The following is a 16460-nucleotide window of genomic DNA, read 5'->3' as shown; positions in this document are numbered from 1 at the left end:
AACAAACACTTTTAAAAACATAAACATTTTCTATGTGAAATTTGCAATCATATCATTCAAAACTATACTCCAAACTGCAAGAGTAGATTTCGGTTTTTAAGTACTCTAACCAGAGGATATAAATGATGAAAAGCTTGAAGTTATCAGTTGCAGCATTACTGGTGTTGTTTTCAAGTGCAGCACTTGCAGTGCCTGCGGTATCAACCTCAGCCGAAGCAGCCTCAAAAACCGCAACGGTAGTGAAACACAATGTTAAGTCTGCCAAAAATAAAGTTAATTCGTTAGAGAAGAAAGTAACCAAAAAAGCAAGTAGCCATAAGGCAGCAAAAAAGAAAAATAAATCAGTAAAAAAAGGAGCCAATACAGCTCTTTGTAAAGACGGGTCTTATAGCAAGAGCAAATCTCATAAAGGAGCCTGCTCTCGCCACGGTGGTGTATCTAAGTGGTTGTAAAATAGCGTTAAACACATCATATACAATTAGGGAGCAAACGCTCCCTAATTCTTTTGTACCAACGGTTTTCACCCAAATATTTAAACCCCATTGGGGTGGTAATCTAAATCGCATTTGTTAATCAACAAATCAAAATAAAAAAACCTTATCGATAATGAATATTACTCTATGTTTTTTATACTACTATAATATTCTTAATAAGAATTTCACTGGCGACACCATTAAGATATTTTAGCTTATAATATTTATTGTTCCCGCATAATTCCTGTCATTCATATTTCCATTTATTGAAAATTACATTTACTGAAACTAACACTCATTAAAAATTTCTATTAAATTTCTATTAAAAAATAATGTACCTGCCATGCTCCAAGTTATCCATCATGCTGCATTTTCTGTTTGTAAAATCTGATAACATAAAAAACAAAACAAACATTACAGATATTAAATCATTAATGGCATTTCCACTCATTAGCCAAGGTAAGAAATCAAAAAACCAACCAGAAAAACTGATAATTAAAATTAAGCAATTTCCCAATTCACAATAACAGAAAGAAACAGACAAGCATGCCTTGCAAACCGATTTAAAGGGAAGTAAAAATAATCATTATATATCATGATATTGCATTAAAAATCCTCACGCACTCACACTAGATAAAATGTGAATAATCAGACTTTATATAAAATAAAAATCACTAGATACCAGATAAAATCATAATAACTATTACACTAATTTACTGTGAAAGATAAAAAATATAGATATTTGTCAGTAGGGTGATAACATTCGTTACAGAAACGAATCTTATGCATAACGAATAGCAGTAGCTATATTTGATTTGCTCTGCTAATATTCGTTTGTTTTTTATCCAGAGTAATAAAACGAGGAGAAGCAAATGCCCTCACGAACGATGATGAGGACAACTGCGGTCTTCGCTTTCTTTATCTCATTAGTCTTTACCGGTCTGAGCTATGCCTCGACCAGTACCTCGCAAATGAAAGAGTATTCTCACAATGGCATTCAGAAAAACTTGCCTGACTTGCGAAAATACCCTTCAGGTACACCCCGGAAGAAAGCGTTTTTAAATATTGTTGTCCCTGTAGTAGATCAGCATAATAAAAAAATTATGCAAGACCGCAAATGGCTCCTGTCACGCCAGAAAACACATAACTGGACGGCACAGGATGTCAGTCGATTAAAAAGGATCTGCATGGATTACAAAATGACCTGTAATTCACCCAAACAGGTCAATTGGAACAGGCTGCTAAGCCGGGTTGACATTATACCAACCCACTTTGTTATCACTCAGGCAGCAGCAGAATCAGGCTGGGGCACGTCAGAACTTGCCCAGAAAAACAATAATTTGTTTGGCATGCGTTGCGCTTCATGCGGCAAGGGGAAAGGAAAAGTCAGAGGCTATTCCGTTTATCACTCCATTGATGATTCAGTCGTTGCCTATATCAAAAACCTGAATACGCATCGTGCTTATGAATCACTACGTTCTTCACGTGCAAAACAGAGAACAGCACAAAAGCCACTGAACACCAGTAAACTTATCGATAACCTGAACGGTTATTCGGAACTGGGTGCTGACTATAATCGCTATTTGCACCGGGTATTTAATGGCAATAAAAACCTGATTTCGCAAGTACAGGAATTTGCGATCCAATAATAGTGATAGATTAATGTTCCAAAAATAATCTCTTAAAGAAATGTGTTAAGGACAACATGCTAAAAATGACATTTTGTTTAATTCACAATCATTATTAGACAAAAAGGATATAGATTTCTCTGTGCAACAATTTCTCAATCTCCCAAGAATCCACTGTGTGTTAATACCAGAGTGGATTCTTTTTTTTTTTATAATTCTTCTCTACTTTATCTATTGTAACTATAGATAAATTCCATACTATAATAAGCCTCAGAATTACATTTCATTTTCCAACAATAAATGGTTAGCCAGAGCCTAATATGAATTTCTTTTCTTTTGAGTTTCTAGGATCGTTTGGTATTCTGCTACTTGTCTACTGGCTTTTACAGAAAGCACCCAAGCTACAGAATGGCCTATTGATTTTAGTTAGTTATTTATTTGTATACTCTTTTTCAGCCAATTTCGCCTATATTTTATTCGCGTACACCCTATTTATTTACTTTTTAACGAATATTCTCAGCCGTTATTTATCCAATAAGATCATATTTTCGCTCTTAACAATAGGTATTCTTGGTTGTTTTACCACCTTCAAATATTACTCTTTTTTCCAAGAATCAATTCAGCAATCATTAGCCAGCATTGGAATGAGTGTTGAACTACCTGTACTTGAATTCCTGATTCCGTTGGGCCTGTCATTCTATGCATTTCATTCGGTCAGTTATGTCGTTTCCGTGTGCAAAAAAGAACTGCCGACCGCCTCATTGCCTGATGTTATTTTGTATCTTTGTTTTTTTCCCAGTATTGTCGCCGGGCCAATTAATCGAGCTAAAGATTTTTTACCGCAAATTCAGGCTTCATCCAGAGTTATGCTGGAGCCGTTGAGAGCGCTGTTGTTGATTGCATTTGCCATAATAAAACTCTTTTTACTCAGCTCTACGCTGTCTGAAAATTTTGTTAATCCGGTTTTTGAAGATCCATCCAGCTACCATGCTGGGCAAGTTCTCGTCGCTATTTATGCTTATGCATGGAACATTTATTTTAATTTTTCCGGCTATACCGATCTCGTTACGGGTATCGCCCTGTTATTGGGCTTCAAAGTACCACGCAATTTCGATGCTCCTTACCTTGCCGAGAATTTACAGGTATTCTGGCGGCGCTGGCATATCAGTCTGTCAACGTTTATCCGTGATTACGTTTACATTCCTCTGGGCGGCAATAAAAAAGGCACATTCCGCAAGAACCTGAATATGTTCATGGCGATGGTTATTTCAGGGCTATGGCATGGTGCTGGTCTCAGCTTTATTATCTGGGGAGCCATTCATGGGCTGGGATTAATTCTGCAAAACATTAAAAATGCCCTGCTCCCTGCCGGAAAAAAACACAATGAATTAGCGGCGAAAAACCCCATTGCTCTATTTTTATCCCGTGTAGTGACGTTCCATTTTGTCTGCTTTGCATGGGTCTTTTTCCGCAGCCCGACATTTAATGATGCTTTGGCGGTATTAACGCAATTGTTCTCTGGCGAGGTTTTTGCTGCCCTGCTGTCCAGCAGCTCGATATTAATCGCTTTCTGGGCCTTTTTTATCGCCTACCCTTGGTTGGTCAATCTCAGAAACAAAATTGAAAAAAATCACGATCAGATTTCTTGGATTTATTACCCTATTCCCTTAGCTCTGATACTGACTTTGGTATTTATTTTATCTCCTTCAGGAATGCCAGGATTTATCTATGCCAACTTCTGAATATATTTCTAACCTAAAAAAAGTCGGGCAAATCATTTTTGCCGTTATTTTAACCACTGTGATGCTGGTCTGGTTGAATCAAAATTCATTGGATAATTTCTGGCAGCAGAAATACCACCGCAACAGCCCTTGGACTTTCCTCAAAGGAGAGCCATTGTGGGATTTAGGCCATAATGTGCAACAAGGCACGACTGCTGCTGGTGAGATATTTATGGCCTATGCAAAGGGAAAGTATCAGGATAGCCCCGTAGACGCCATGCAAACGCAATCTATGCAAGCCGAACAAACGGGCAATAATGATAACAACCGGATGGTATTTCACCCTGATTTTCAGATAGGCCTGCGCTTTCTGGAGGGGTATGTGTACCCCATCGAAAACCTTTCAGTGACATTTCCTGAGCTTCTGCAAAAGGACATTAAGCTCGTCCGGGCTCCTTCGTATCAACATGATTTAATCCAAAGTGCCAACTTTGATGTTATTCAAAAGACACATATCAATCTGAGTGCCAAAGATAAGGTGTTATTTGTCGGTGATTCGATGATGCAAGGCGTTGCCCCATTATTAAAACGTCAGCTTTCTCAGGAATATGGCATTTCCAGCATTAATTTAAGCAAGCAGAGCACTGGGCTGTCTTATCCCAGTTTTTTTGATTGGCCGAAAACTATCAGCGATACGTTAAAAACGCATACTGATATTAAATTAATCGTGGTGTTTTTAGGGCCGAATGACCCGTGGGATATGCCGGCAAAACGCGGTGGGCCTTATTTGAAATTTTCCAGTGACGATTGGGAAGCCGTTTACCGCCAACGAATTGAAACTATTTTGCACAATGCGCGTCAAAATCAGGTAGATGTTATTTGGGTGGGGCCACCCAATATGCGCAAGAAAAAACTCTCCAGCAGCATGGCTTACCTCAATAAATTGTATCAGACAGAGGTGGAGAAAATGGGCGAGATCTATGTTTCCGTTAATGATATGTTCAAATATCAGTCAGATAATTATTCAGACTATATTGGTGATGGCAGCAGCACGATAAAAATTCGAAGTGGCGACGGCATTCATTTCAGTTTGAAAGGGCAACAGACCATCTCAAATCATCTATTTTCATTGATTAAATTTATTCAGGAGCCAGTTAAAGAAAATGCAACCATTTAGCACATTCCGTGGGTTATACCGGATAATGGGTGCAGGTCTGGTTATCGCGCTCTCTGTGAGCCTGCTATCATGCCATGGGAAGAAAACCAAACCCTCATCGGAGCGCCAAATAACGCAAACACAGCATCAGCAACAACTGACGAATTTTGGCGATCCCAATTTTGCGTTATTAGCCGATAAACTCCGTCACAGCGACACTCGCCAGATTCACGTTGTACAACTGGGGGATTCTCACACCGCTGCCGATTTTTTTACCGGCAGCTTGCGCAAATTATTGCAGAGTCGTTACGGTGACGCCGGCCCGGGGTTTATTCCTCCCATGAACATTCCCGGCCAGCGCCATGACATCATGAAATTCGCCGAAGATAAAACCGGCTGGTGGCTTTCAAGCAGCCGGAAAGACAACCGGGCAGATTATCCACTGGGGGGCTTTATCGCCACGCCAGAAAACGCCAACAGCAAGATACAGTTATATTCGCCTTCTGCCCATGGCAAATATTGGATAAACGCCCTTTATCAGTCTCACGACGCGGCAAAAATCAGAGTGCAGTCTGCTTCGACGCAAATTTGGCAATGGCCTGCCACAAACAGTGAATGGCGCTTCTCACCAGAGCAGAGTGTCCATTTTCCCATGACTTTTTATCCACAAGACCGTTATCCACAAGAAACTCAATTGAAAATTGGTGGCTGGCTGGTAAAACGTCAAAGCCCCGGCATTATGTTATCTGCGCTGGGGATTAATGGGGCCACCATCAATATGCTGGATAAATGGCAACCTCAATGGGTTGATACACTGGCCCAATTGAAGCCGGATATGGTGATCCTCGCTTACGGCACCAATGAAGCCTTTAACGATTCGCTGGATTTAGCGACTTACCAGAAAGAGCTGACAGCCAAGGTGCAAAATATCCGTAAAGCGATTCCCCAAGCCGTTATTTTGTTAATCGGCCCAAATGATTCGCTGAAGGATAAAGCCACGGAAAGTTGTAGCGAACAGCAGCCAGCCTTGCTTAACGGTATTATTCAAGTTCAGCAGGAAGTAGCCAAAGAACAACATACTTTGTTTTGGGATTGGCGGGAGTTTATGGGTGGGCCATGCTCAATCAAGGGATGGGAACAACAAAAACTCGCACGCCCTGATTACATTCACCTTTCTGCGGCAGGTTATGAACGCAGTGCCGAAGCCCTTTATAAGCAGTTTACGGGGTTAGTCGGAAAATCGAATTAGTGGGAAAACAAGGCACCTTAATCAACTTATTAGTGTGAATTAAGGTGCCATTAAGCGCTTATTTTGAAAAAGCACTCAGCATCACAGCATGGCGAAATAAATCATGCCGACAATCGCGCCAGTAGTACCCAAGATGGTCTCCATCATTGTCCATGTTTTCAAGGTCTGTACTTCAGTCGCGCCGGTAAATTTACCGAATAACCAAAAACCAGAATCGTTCACATGGCTGAGAACCAAAGAACCACCAGCGATACAGACTGACAATGCGGCCATTTGCGCACCGGAATAGCCCAGCTCATTGATTACCGGCAATACCAAGCCCACCGTTGTCAGGCAAGCAACAGTGGCTGAACCTTGGATCATGCGAACTGCCCCGGCCAGAATAAAACACGCCAGTGCGATTGGCAGGCCAGCATCAACAAGCGAATTCCCCAAAGCAGGCCCGACGCCAGAATCAATCAGTACTTGTTTGAATACGCCACCCGCTCCCGTTACCAGCAAGATAATGCCCGCAGGCTGAATTGCCGCAGAGCAGACATCCATCACTTTCTCTTTGCTCATTCCACGACGGATAGCCAGACCATAAATGGCTACCAGACATGCGATCAAAATAGCCGTGAAAGGATGCCCAATGAATTCCAGCCATTGGTACAGCGTAGAACTATGGTCAACAAAACGCGCGCCAATGGTTTTCAATCCTACCAATACCAACGGGAATAAAATCAGTGCCAGACTGAAACCAAAGGAAGGCATCTGGTTTTTACCGATACTTGGAGTGCTCAGATCTTTCGGCAAATCCAATGTGACATATTTACTGATAAAGTTGCCGTATATCGGCCCTGCCAGTAACATTCCGGGAATAGCGGCACTCAGCCCAATCAGGATCATCCAACCAAAATCAGCGCCCATCTGGGAAGCCAGCATCATGGGAGTTGGCCCCGGCACCAAAAACGCAGCCGCTGCTGCAACCCCGGCAAATAAAGGGATTGCCAATTTGACGACATTGCCGTTGGTACGGCGCGCCACGGCAAATACCACACCAATCAACAACACAACTGCCACATCGAAAAACAGCGGCAAGGCACAAATCAGCCCGGCAATTCCCAGTGCATAATTCGCTCGTTTTTCACCAAAACTGCCCAGTAGTTTTACCGCGATTTGGTCAAGGGCACCTGTTTCATGCAGGATCTTGCCAAACATTGCCCCCAGTGCCACAACAACCGCGAGGAAGCCCAATGTGCCCGCCATGCCGTTCTGTATTGTCTGGGTGATTTCTTCCAGTGGCATCCCTGAAAAAATTCCGGCTCCCATAGAAACCAGCATCAGGGCGATAAAGGCATGCATTCGGGCTTTCATCACCAGAAACAGTAATAAAAGAACCGAGCCGACGGCAGTCAGAACGAGAGTTAATGTACTCATTGATGTTCCTCATTAATACTGTCAGTAGTTTTAATTGTATGATCTATAACTTGGATTGTTTTTTTGATGACATCATCAAGCGCTGGCTGGATATCAATGTGCTGAACATCTTTTTCATCACTGCCAGGCTCTTCCAGCGTTTCAAATTGCGAAATCAGCATTTGTGGTTTGAAGAAGTGCCCCTTGCGCACTTTCAGGCGATCTTCAATCAGGTCAATATCACCTTTCATATAGAGAAAGGACAGGTTGCTGTTGCCTTCACGCAACATATCCCGATAGCTTTTTTTCAAGGCGGAACAGACCAGCAAAGAAACATGATTCGTGCGCTGCATTGCGAAAATGGCATCATTAAGTGCTTTCAGCCACGGGCGGCGATCATCATCATTTAAGGCATGTCCTTGTGCCATCTTTGTAATATTGGCGCGGGGATGCAGAAAGTCGCCATCCAGAAATGCAGCGCCTAACTCACGGGCAACACCACTGGCAACCGCAGACTTACCGCTACCGGATACCCCCATCAAGACAAAAACATGGTTTAACTGCTGGGTATCGCTCATATAAAACTCCTTTATGTCAACCTTACAGCTTGGCTATCTCTATCAATTAACTGAAAATTTAGTAATAAAACCGTCCACAGCAACAGTATCTAAAAACAGTCTCTAAGCAGTAACCACAAAGTGTTACCGATAATAAGTTACCGGTAACATAACAGTAGCTCAGGAAGGCGAGCAATCAGTCAATCTGGTCAAAAAAGGAAAATGTGAGGCTTATCGCAATTGAAGGTAGGTAAGTATCATTTTGAGCTACAATATTTAAACAATTTCACGATCAACTAACTGCGTGCTGATTAATTCATACGTGATTGTTTCTGTATAGCCATATCTGTATCCCCCTATCGCAACTTTTCTGTAAGCGCACGGGAATTCCACTCGATTATGTCATGTTGAGCCGGTAAGCCGGTTGATTCAAAACCACCTTGCTCCAGTCGTAAAATGCCCGAACCGAAGGCGGAAGATACCTGTTTTGCGGATACACCAGAGATAAAGGTAAATCAAAAGTGTGGTGCTCCAGACAAGAAATAAGTGCCCCGTTCTCCAGATACGGCGCAACAAGATAGCTGGCCACGCGAATTAACCCCATCCCCTGAATTCCGGCCTGAATGTAGGCATCCGTGTCATCGACAACCAGACTCTCTTTCATACGGATCACGCAATCCGCATCGTCGAGAGTAAAAAACCATTCAGTGGTTCGCCCGGTGCGGTGACTCAGATAACCCACAGCGTGATGCTTTTCCAGATCTTCCAGATTTTCAGGCTTTCCATGGGCTGCCATGTATGCCGGAGCGCCCAAAATCACCCATGTAAAGTTTGCCAGTGGACGGGCGACCAAAGTCGTTGAATCCTCGATTCTGCCGGTGCGGATCACGCAGTCATATCCTTCTTGGATAATGTCCTCCACGTTATCACTGGAGCAAAGCATCAAATCCAGTTCGGGATAGCAGTGCAGAAATTCCTGAATTCTCGGAATAACGCAATGCCGGGCGAGAGATTGCGGCATTCCCACTTTAAACCTGCCTTTGGGTTGCCCAGACCTGCCCGAAAATGATGATTCCATGGTCGCAATATCGGCCAAGATCCTTTTGCATTCGTCGTAATAACTGCGTCCATCGGTGGTCACGCTAAGTTTTCGGGTAGTGCGCTGTAGCAGCTGGATACCAAGCCAAGCTTCCAGTTCCTTGATCACCCGCGATACCGTTGAACGCGGCAGCCCCAGTACCTCTGCTGCTCTGGCAAAACTATGAGTCTCCACCACATAAACATAGACCTGCATTGATTCGAGCTTATCCATATTGCCCCCCGCCATAAACGTCTTGATTATTCCATTTATGCGAACAGTCTAACCCGCCCACTTGTACTTATCAAAAGAGGATTGTCGCCGTAATATCGCCAAACACAAGGTAAATACGCAACATTGAAAAGTAAGGCATTAAAATGAAGCAAGATGATTTAAAGGTTGGCGAAAACATATTAGTGCTAGGAGCGGGACAATTGGGTGCTGCCGTCCTGAACTCGCTGCTGCCGGCTGTAACTCAGTTAAAAAGCCGCGTTTCGGTGATCGTTTCGCCTGGCTCTTGGGATGAACAGGGCAAACTGCGATCTGGTATCCACCAACGATTGGCGGATACCGGCGCAGCATTTATTCCTATCGACATCGCTGCCGACACGGTTGAATCACTGACAGCATGCTTTAAGGCTTTTGATAGCGTTATCAATTGCATGGGGTTCATCGCCGGAGCTGGTACGCAGATAAAGATCACCCGCGCGGTGCTGGAGGCAGGCGTCAGGCGATATTTTCCCTGGCAGTTTGGTGTGAATTACGATGTGGTCGGCAAAGGCAGTGGTCAGCCGGTCTGGGACGAACAATATGATGTTCGCACTTTATTGCGCCAACAGCAGGCAACGGAATGGGTTATCGTTTCGACTGGAATGTTTACCAGTTTTCTTTTTGAACCCGCATTCAATGTCGTGAATTTAGCCGAAAAAACGATCCACGCACTCGGGGGATGGGAAACGCAGGTCACCGTTACCTCGCCAGACGATATCGGCCGACTGACCACCGCCATTTATTTGCATCAGCCCCGCATTGCCAATGAAGTGGTATTTGTGGCGGGTGAAACGACTTCATACGGAAAATTGGCTGAAACCGTTGAACGCGTAACGCAGCAACCTTTTACCAGAAGCGTCTATAGCCTGAGCGCACTGCGGGACGCACTACGTTTAAATCCAGATGATCAGATGATTCGCTATCGTGCGGCTTTCGCCCGAGGGGACGGTATGTGGTGGCCGATGAATGAAACCTACAATGCACAAAACCATCTGCCGACCCAAAATATTGCTTCCTGGCTGAAAGCATTCCTTTAACTCGCTTCCCCTGAATGAAAACTGGCAGGACGCAGCGGTTAGATTCTCCTGCCATTTTTCTTTGGCGAGAAAGATGCCTACTATAGCTACTAACCGCCTTTCTCAGAAATTTCACTTAGTTAGTCGACCCAAGAAAATATAAAAATTAATGATGCATTTCATAGGCATTGCATATTAATTAGAATAAAAATAAATTTTAAATTGAATAAATATTTGGTATCCGAAATTAACTTCAATAAAAATAGGGATAATAATGATTAAACTGACTGGTCGTTTAATATGTAAAAGTGCAGAAGAGTCGGAGCTTGTCCGCCAATACCTCTCTGAGCACAAAAAATTGACTGCGGAAGAGACCGGATGCCTTTCTTTCGAGGTAACAGCAACAGAAGATCCTCTGATCTGGATAGTCGAAGAGCTCTTCACAGACAAAGATGCCTTTGATACTCACCAGAAAAGAACAAGAGCTTCAATATGGGGTAAAAAGACCAGCACAATTGTCAGAGAATATGAAATTTCCGAGATTGTGTGATTACACTTATCCGCTACACGTCAGTCGAAATCAGGGTGCTCACACACTCGGATTACTATGTCTCCTGTTAACCCCTTTATCTGTGTTCCGTTCCCTCAATCTGAAACACTGGTAGGATATTTCTACCAGTATATCTGTAATTATGGTGTTTCAGTCGGGGACTATCGCTCTACAAAAGTGGTAGCCAAGTATAAGGTTAGTTAAATGCTTTCGCCCAATGAGAGAGTAAAACCGACATCAATTTGTGTGCATGCTGATTTTTCGCCTTTCAAACGGTTCAGCAATGCTTCTGCCGCCTTGCGCCCCATCAGATCACGGGGAGTCAGCACACTGGCGAGTTTTGGTGTCATGACCTGCCCGATGTCATGACCATGAAAGCCTGCTACCGCAATTTCTTCCGGTACTTTAATTCCCTGACGCTGACACTCAAAAATTGCGCCGATGGCAATATCATCATTTGTACAAAACAAGCCATCAACGTTGGGGTATTTCTGGCGGGTTTCCTGCAAAAGCTGCGCCCCCAATGAATAGGATGAACTAGCGAACGTCATTACTTTCCTTGGGCGCATCCCGGCACTGCGCATGGCCGTTTCAAACCCTTCCAGACGCATTAACGTCCGCTCATCCTGTCGGGCACCAAGGTAAACGATATTCTGGCAACCTCGCTCAATCATTGCCATCGTCATCTGGCGTGCAGCCTCAAAATTATCGATCCCTACCGCAATATCAAGGCAAGGCGATACACTGTCCATCAGCTCGACGACCGGAATTCCCGTTGTTTGCAATACTTTCAGGGTCTTGGGGGTGTGCGTTCGCTCCGCCAGAATCAAGCCATCAATGTTGTAAGAAAGCAGTGAAAGCAAGCGTTCTTCTTCCCTCTGGGCGGAATAACCGTAGTGAGCAAGCATAGTCTGATACCCACTGCTGTCTGTCACATGTTCTATCCCACGAATAACTTCAGCAAAAACCTGATTGGTCAGTGAAGGCAGCAAAACACCGATTGCACGGCTGGTGGAATTAGACAAGATATCCGGCACTCGGTTGGGAATGTAGCCCAGCTGTTCCACAGCTTCAGCTATGCGTTTCCCCAGGGCTTCAGAAACCTGATCGGGATTACGTAAAAAGCGGCTAACCGTCATTTTTGTGACCCCAACGAGGTTTGCAACATCTTGTAAGGCTGGGCGTTTTTTCTTCATTTTCAATGCACTACAATCATTTTTGAAACTAACAGAGGAATAGCACGCGGTTTTAACATATTTATACACCAGAACAACATGCTTTTTGGTGAAAAATGCCACCCCTCTCTCATCTCATTTACGCCAATCTTTAAAACTGTGATGATTTACGCATGGCGGAGTGAGTTCCGATAAATAATTCGTGGGATGAATTCAGGGTGCTGCACATCAGGTTCAAGCAGCAGATTCACGGCAAAACGGGCCATATCCGTGATGGGAAAATGGACACTGGTCAATGCCGGATGGATAAAGGCGGCTCTTTCCCCGCTGTCATAACAGATGATGGAAATATCTTCCGGTACACTTAAACCCCGTTCCGTGATCGCCAGCAACGCCCCAAGCGCCATTTCTTCACTGCAAAAAAACATGGCATCAGGTTGCGATGTTGCCAAAATCGTACGGGTTTGCTGATAACCACTTTGCAAATCGTACTCCCCAGCCAAACAGGCGATGGATTGCAGCCCGGCATTTTGCATGGCATCCAAAAAGCCTCTCCGACGCTGTTGGCTTGGGTTCCGGCCTAAAGGGCCACTGACGCAAGCAATGCGCCGATGCCCATGTTCTATCAAGGCTTGAGTTGCAAGGTAACTGGCCTTGTGGTGATCAAATACAACACAGCGCTGCTCCAATCCCACAACCTGCCGATCCAGCAAAACGAAAGCGTGCCCGTCTTGAGCCAGTTGCCGTAATTTATCATCGCTTATCGAACGGACATGCAAAATCAGCCCATTGCAGCGCAGGCTATGCAAATGGCTAATCGCCTGCCACTCATTTTCTGCACTGTCCCTTCCCTGTGTAACCAGAAGCGGCTTACCATGCCGCTCTGCTTCTGTCTGGATGCTATCCATCAAAGCGCCGAAAAAGCCACCGCGATAAGATGTTGTTACCAGCCCCAGCGTATTGCCCTGACTGGAAGCAAGCTCACGAGCCGCAAGATTGGGGCGGTAACCCAACTCAACAATCGCTCTCTCCACTTTTTCACGGGTTGCTTCCCGAACCTTTTTATCGCCATTGACAACCCGCGATACCGTGGCGCGGGAAACGCCAGCGTAAGCAGCCACATCTTCCAGTGTTACCATGCTTTTTCCTTATCACCTTTTCCTCACAGACACTGGTAAGTGCATGCCTGCTTTATTGAAATTGTGGCAAATACATTCGATTGATATCCAGCACTTCATTTAATAATGTCGAATCCAGCGCGGCATCTGCAATCAAAGGATGGCTCACCAGCGCCAGCAATGCCGCCTTGCGATCGCCGTGAACTGCGGCTTCTATCGTTAAACGTTCAAAGGCTTTCACTTGTTGTGTCAACGCCAGCATATGCCCCGGTAAATGACCAACCACCAGAGGATGGGCACCCTGCGCATCAACAATGCAGTTGGTTTCAATAACTGCATCATCGGGCAAGCCGTGAATTGCCCCACGGTTCGGCGTGTTCACCACCAATTGTGTGCCAAGATTATTATGGATGGCAGAAATCAACTCCAATGCAACCTCTGAGTAAAAAGAGCCACCCCGAAAACTTAATTGATCCGGTTTGTGATCCAGTGACGAGTCAGCATACAGCTCAAATAACTGCCGCTCCACTTGCATAACTTGCTCTGCCCGTGTGCCTTTGCTCGCTGCGCTCTCTCTTTCCTCCCGCAACATTTTCCCGGTCTGGTAAAAATAACGGTGATAAGGACAGGGGATCGCGCCCAATGCCCGCAAAAATTCCGGTGGCCAAGGCTCTTCCTTGATGTTGTTCATCGTTAATTCAGCGCCATTGCACAGCAGTTCCAGAACCTGTGCTGTTTCATCCTTGCCATTTACCAATACCTGATGCGCCCAAACCATATGATTCAGCCCCGCAAAACGTAACTGTACATCCTGATAGGGGCGCTGCAACATATTGGCTATCATGTGGTGCATAGAGATGGGGACATTGCACAGACCGATAATTCTGGCCTTGCTATAACGGGATACCGCTTCAGTGACTATCCCGGCCGGATTGGTGAAGTTGATGATCCATGCATCAGGGGCAAGGCGCTCGACTTTGCGCGCAATCTCCAGCAAAACCGGGATCGTGCGCAATGCCTTGGCAAAGCCCCCCACCCCAGTTGTCTCTTGTCCCAGCAAGCCATATTTCAATCCCAGACGCTCGTCCGCAGCACGGGCGGGAAGCTGCCCCACACGCAATTGCGTGAGGACAAAACTGGCTCCGCGAATAGCCTCATCCAAGGCGTAATGCACACTGACGGCAACATGTTGCAAACCTTGCCTGTCCAACATTCTCCGCGTCAGCCCGGCAATGATTTCCACTTTTTCTCGTCCGGCTTCCACATCCACCAGCGCCAATTCAGACAATGGGATCATTTGACTGCGCTGGATAATGCCTTCCACTAACTCAGGTGTATAGCTACTGCCACCACCGATTACCGCAATTTTGATCGATTGCATACAACCCTCACTTTCACACAGTCTGGCATTCAGGTGCTGGCAAACGCCGGTAAAGATCAATCATGTTATTGGCAAGATCTTGAATCACCATTGCATTCATCAAGTGATCTTGGGCATGAACCGTGATCAAATTGATAGGCAATTTCCCACACCCCTCATCCAGCCCAATCAGCGTTGTCTGGATAACATGGGCAGCCCGGGTTGCCTGACCAGATTCCTCCATCAACGCTTCGGCCTGTTGAAAATTGCCCTCTTTTGCCTGCTGCAATGCCATTAATGCACTACTGCGTGCACTGCCGGCATGCAGTAGCAACTCGATTATTTGCTGTTCAAAATCGGTAGACACGTTTTCCCCCTCTTACCATTACGAGCGCACCGCAGACTCAGATGCCCCTTTAACTTGCTGCTCTTCGGCCAAAAGCTGTTTTTCATACACCTTGAAAAAGGGATACCAAATCAGCAGATCAATCACCATCAATAACCCGACCAACACAAATGCACGGTAATCCCAAGCGGCAGAAATCAGTGCACCGATGGGGGCAGGTGTCGTCCACGGCGCGATAGCAACCATTTTATGCACCAGATCCAGATGCAGCGCGCTGTACGCCAATACCGCATTGATCAAGGGAACAAGCAGCAGCGGAATTAATAAAGTCGGGTTCATCACTATTGGGGAGCCGAACAGCAAGGGTTCATTGATATTAAACATAGCGGGCACAACACTTAATTTCCCGATGGTTTTCAAGTGAACCGAGCGGCTGCGCAGATAGAGGAATGCCAATACCAGTGTCGAACCCGATCCACCAATACAGACATAAAAAGACCAATAAGGCGCGGTCAAAATTTGGGTTGTTGCCATTCCTTCGGTCATTAAAGCGGCATTGGCGGCAATATTGGCCATAAAAATAGGGTTAAGCAGCCCCGTGACAATGTTGTCGCCATGAATGCCGGCAAACCACAATAAATTTGCCACCAGCACCAACAACATAATGGCGGGCAGTGTATCCCCGACGGCAATCAATGGCTGGAATAGCTGCATCACTGCAGCGGGCAACAACAGATTGAATTCACTTTGCAGAAATAAACTGACGGGATAAACCGTCAACAAAATACCAATAACGGGATACAGTAATTCAAAAGAGCGGGCGATGGCGGGCGGAACCTGAGAAGGCATGCGGATAGTGATGTTGTATTTCTTAAGCAGCCGAATCAACTCTACCGACCAGATTGCACAGAGAAGCGCAGTAAATACCCCAGCTCCCCCGAGAAAATCAAGCGGCATTTTATTGTCAACCTGCGGAGCCGCGGCCAGCAAGAATGCCATCAAGGATAACAGCGCAGAAGTCAGCCCATCCAACCCATAGGATTTTGCCAGACTATAAGCAGTACCGATGGAGACAAAAACGCTCATCAATCCCATCGTCATAAAAAAGGGCATCGTAATTGTTGCCCAGTGAGTCTTGGCAAACATCAGCCAGAGCTGCCCAAAAGAAGATGAAGTTTGGGCATCAAAAGGCGGGTTTGCCACAATCAACATAATACTGCCGATAATCAAAAAAGGCATGGCGGAGATAAAGCCATCGCGTATCGCAATAATATGTCGCTGACTGCCTATTTTCCCTGCAACGGGGGCCACATGTTTTTCTACGATACGTATCAAAGAGGCGTAAAGACTCATAAATTGACTCCG

General features: G+C 45.2%; 15 protein-coding genes. 7 read left to right on the top strand and 8 right to left on the bottom strand.

Annotated elements, in window-relative coordinates; translation table 11 throughout:
- Nucleotides 1-122 precede the first annotated feature (122 nt).
- From FE392_RS06430 to FE392_RS06410, 5 genes are all read left to right on the top strand, one after another.
- Nucleotides 123-452 carry a DUF3761 domain-containing protein gene (locus tag FE392_RS06430; protein ID WP_319929396.1) on the top strand — a complete coding sequence of 110 codons (330 nt, stop codon included), beginning with the start codon at nt 123-125 and terminating at the stop codon, nt 450-452.
- A gap of 893 nt (nt 453-1345) precedes the next feature.
- Complete coding sequence (locus FE392_RS06425; protein WP_319929395.1) at nt 1346-2122, top strand: protein bax; 777 nt, start codon at nt 1346-1348, stop codon at nt 2120-2122.
- 299 nt (nt 2123-2421) lie between these two features.
- The gene (locus tag FE392_RS06420) at nt 2422-3843 is read left to right on the top strand and encodes an MBOAT family O-acyltransferase (RefSeq protein ID WP_319929394.1); all 1422 of its coding nucleotides are present in this window, start codon (nt 2422-2424) and stop codon (nt 3841-3843) included.
- Nucleotides 3830-4999, top strand: a complete 1170-nt coding sequence (locus FE392_RS06415) for an SGNH/GDSL hydrolase family protein (protein ID WP_319929393.1) — start codon at nt 3830-3832, stop codon at nt 4997-4999. The genes FE392_RS06420 and FE392_RS06415 overlap by 14 nt, the downstream gene beginning before the upstream one ends.
- Nucleotides 4986-6227 carry an SGNH/GDSL hydrolase family protein gene (locus FE392_RS06410; protein WP_319929392.1) on the top strand — a complete coding sequence of 414 codons (1242 nt, stop codon included), beginning with the start codon at nt 4986-4988 and terminating at the stop codon, nt 6225-6227. The genes FE392_RS06415 and FE392_RS06410 overlap by 14 nt, the downstream gene beginning before the upstream one ends.
- Nucleotides 6228-6308: 81 nt before the next feature.
- Here the strand turns inward: FE392_RS06410 and gntU are convergent, their stop codons facing one another.
- From gntU to FE392_RS06395, 3 genes are all read right to left on the bottom strand, one after another.
- Nucleotides 6309-7646: a gluconate transporter gene (gntU, locus tag FE392_RS06405; RefSeq protein WP_319929391.1), complete on the bottom strand. Its 1338-nt coding sequence runs from the start codon at nt 7644-7646 to the stop codon at nt 6309-6311.
- Entirely contained in the window at nt 7643-8203 is a 561-nt protein-coding gene (gntK, locus tag FE392_RS06400; RefSeq protein WP_319929390.1) for a gluconokinase, read from the bottom strand. Before gntK ends, gntU begins: the two co-directional genes overlap by 4 nt.
- Nucleotides 8204-8579: 376 nt before the next feature.
- The gene (locus FE392_RS06395; RefSeq protein ID WP_319929389.1) at nt 8580-9494 is read right to left on the bottom strand and encodes a LysR family transcriptional regulator; all 915 of its coding nucleotides are present in this window, start codon (nt 9492-9494) and stop codon (nt 8580-8582) included.
- A gap of 143 nt (nt 9495-9637) precedes the next feature.
- On the opposite strand from FE392_RS06395, the gene FE392_RS06390 reads away from it, so the two are divergent.
- Nucleotides 9638-10567 carry an aromatic alcohol reductase gene (locus FE392_RS06390; protein WP_319929388.1) on the top strand — a complete coding sequence of 310 codons (930 nt, stop codon included), beginning with the start codon at nt 9638-9640 and terminating at the stop codon, nt 10565-10567.
- A 253-nt stretch (nt 10568-10820) separates the two neighbouring features.
- Complete coding sequence (locus tag FE392_RS06385) at nt 10821-11096, top strand: putative quinol monooxygenase (protein WP_319929387.1); 276 nt, start codon at nt 10821-10823, stop codon at nt 11094-11096.
- A 200-nt stretch (nt 11097-11296) separates the two neighbouring features.
- Here FE392_RS06385 and gntR read toward each other — a convergent pair whose 3' ends face one another.
- From gntR to FE392_RS06360, 5 genes are all read right to left on the bottom strand, one after another.
- Nucleotides 11297-12292, bottom strand: coding sequence for a gluconate operon transcriptional repressor GntR (gene gntR, locus FE392_RS06380; protein WP_319929386.1), 996 nt, complete (start codon nt 12290-12292; stop codon nt 11297-11299).
- Nucleotides 12293-12438: 146 nt separating this feature from the next.
- Nucleotides 12439-13410, bottom strand: coding sequence for a LacI family DNA-binding transcriptional regulator (locus FE392_RS06375; RefSeq protein ID WP_319929385.1), 972 nt, complete (start codon nt 13408-13410; stop codon nt 12439-12441).
- Between the two features lie 52 nt (nt 13411-13462).
- Nucleotides 13463-14770: a 6-phospho-beta-glucosidase gene (locus tag FE392_RS06370; RefSeq protein ID WP_319929384.1), complete on the bottom strand. Its 1308-nt coding sequence runs from the start codon at nt 14768-14770 to the stop codon at nt 13463-13465.
- 13 nt (nt 14771-14783) lie between these two features.
- Nucleotides 14784-15116 carry a PTS lactose/cellobiose transporter subunit IIA gene (locus tag FE392_RS06365; protein ID WP_319929383.1) on the bottom strand — a complete coding sequence of 111 codons (333 nt, stop codon included), beginning with the start codon at nt 15114-15116 and terminating at the stop codon, nt 14784-14786.
- Nucleotides 15117-15134: 18 nt separating this feature from the next.
- On the bottom strand, nt 15135-16448 hold the full coding sequence (locus FE392_RS06360) for a PTS sugar transporter subunit IIC (protein ID WP_319929382.1): 1314 nt from the start codon (nt 16446-16448) through the stop codon (nt 15135-15137).
- Nucleotides 16449-16460: the final 12 nt, after the last annotated feature.

The organism is Xenorhabdus santafensis, assembly GCF_033949405.1.
Taxonomy (GTDB): Bacteria; Pseudomonadota; Gammaproteobacteria; order Enterobacterales; family Enterobacteriaceae; genus Xenorhabdus; species Xenorhabdus santafensis.
The sequence above is the reverse complement of the archived record's forward strand: the minus strand, read 5'-3'. Positions and strand labels throughout refer to the sequence as shown.

Excerpts from the sequence above, each read along its gene's own strand:
- FE392_RS06385 (WP_319929387.1), top strand. The coding sequence starts at position 10,821 with ATGATTAAACTGACTGGTCGTTTAATATGTAAAAGTGCAGAAGAGTCG.
- FE392_RS06390 (WP_319929388.1), top strand. The coding sequence starts at position 9,638 with ATGAAGCAAGATGATTTAAAGGTTGGCGAAAACATATTAGTGCTAGGA.
- FE392_RS06375 (WP_319929385.1), bottom strand. The coding sequence starts at position 13,410 with ATGGTAACACTGGAAGATGTGGCTGCTTACGCTGGCGTTTCCCGCGCC.
- gntK (WP_319929390.1), bottom strand. The coding sequence starts at position 8,203 with ATGAGCGATACCCAGCAGTTAAACCATGTTTTTGTCTTGATGGGGGTA.
- FE392_RS06395 (WP_319929389.1), bottom strand. The coding sequence starts at position 9,494 with ATGGATAAGCTCGAATCAATGCAGGTCTATGTTTATGTGGTGGAGACT.
- FE392_RS06410 (WP_319929392.1), top strand. The coding sequence starts at position 4,986 with ATGCAACCATTTAGCACATTCCGTGGGTTATACCGGATAATGGGTGCA.
- FE392_RS06370 (WP_319929384.1), bottom strand. The coding sequence starts at position 14,770 with ATGCAATCGATCAAAATTGCGGTAATCGGTGGTGGCAGTAGCTATACA.
- FE392_RS06360 (WP_319929382.1), bottom strand. The coding sequence starts at position 16,448 with ATGAGTCTTTACGCCTCTTTGATACGTATCGTAGAAAAACATGTGGCC.
- gntU (WP_319929391.1), bottom strand. The coding sequence starts at position 7,646 with ATGAGTACATTAACTCTCGTTCTGACTGCCGTCGGCTCGGTTCTTTTA.
- FE392_RS06430 (WP_319929396.1), top strand. The coding sequence starts at position 123 with ATGATGAAAAGCTTGAAGTTATCAGTTGCAGCATTACTGGTGTTGTTT.
- gntR (WP_319929386.1), bottom strand. The coding sequence starts at position 12,292 with ATGAAGAAAAAACGCCCAGCCTTACAAGATGTTGCAAACCTCGTTGGG.
- FE392_RS06420 (WP_319929394.1), top strand. The coding sequence starts at position 2,422 with ATGAATTTCTTTTCTTTTGAGTTTCTAGGATCGTTTGGTATTCTGCTA.
- FE392_RS06425 (WP_319929395.1), top strand. The coding sequence starts at position 1,346 with ATGCCCTCACGAACGATGATGAGGACAACTGCGGTCTTCGCTTTCTTT.
- FE392_RS06415 (WP_319929393.1), top strand. The coding sequence starts at position 3,830 with ATGCCAACTTCTGAATATATTTCTAACCTAAAAAAAGTCGGGCAAATC.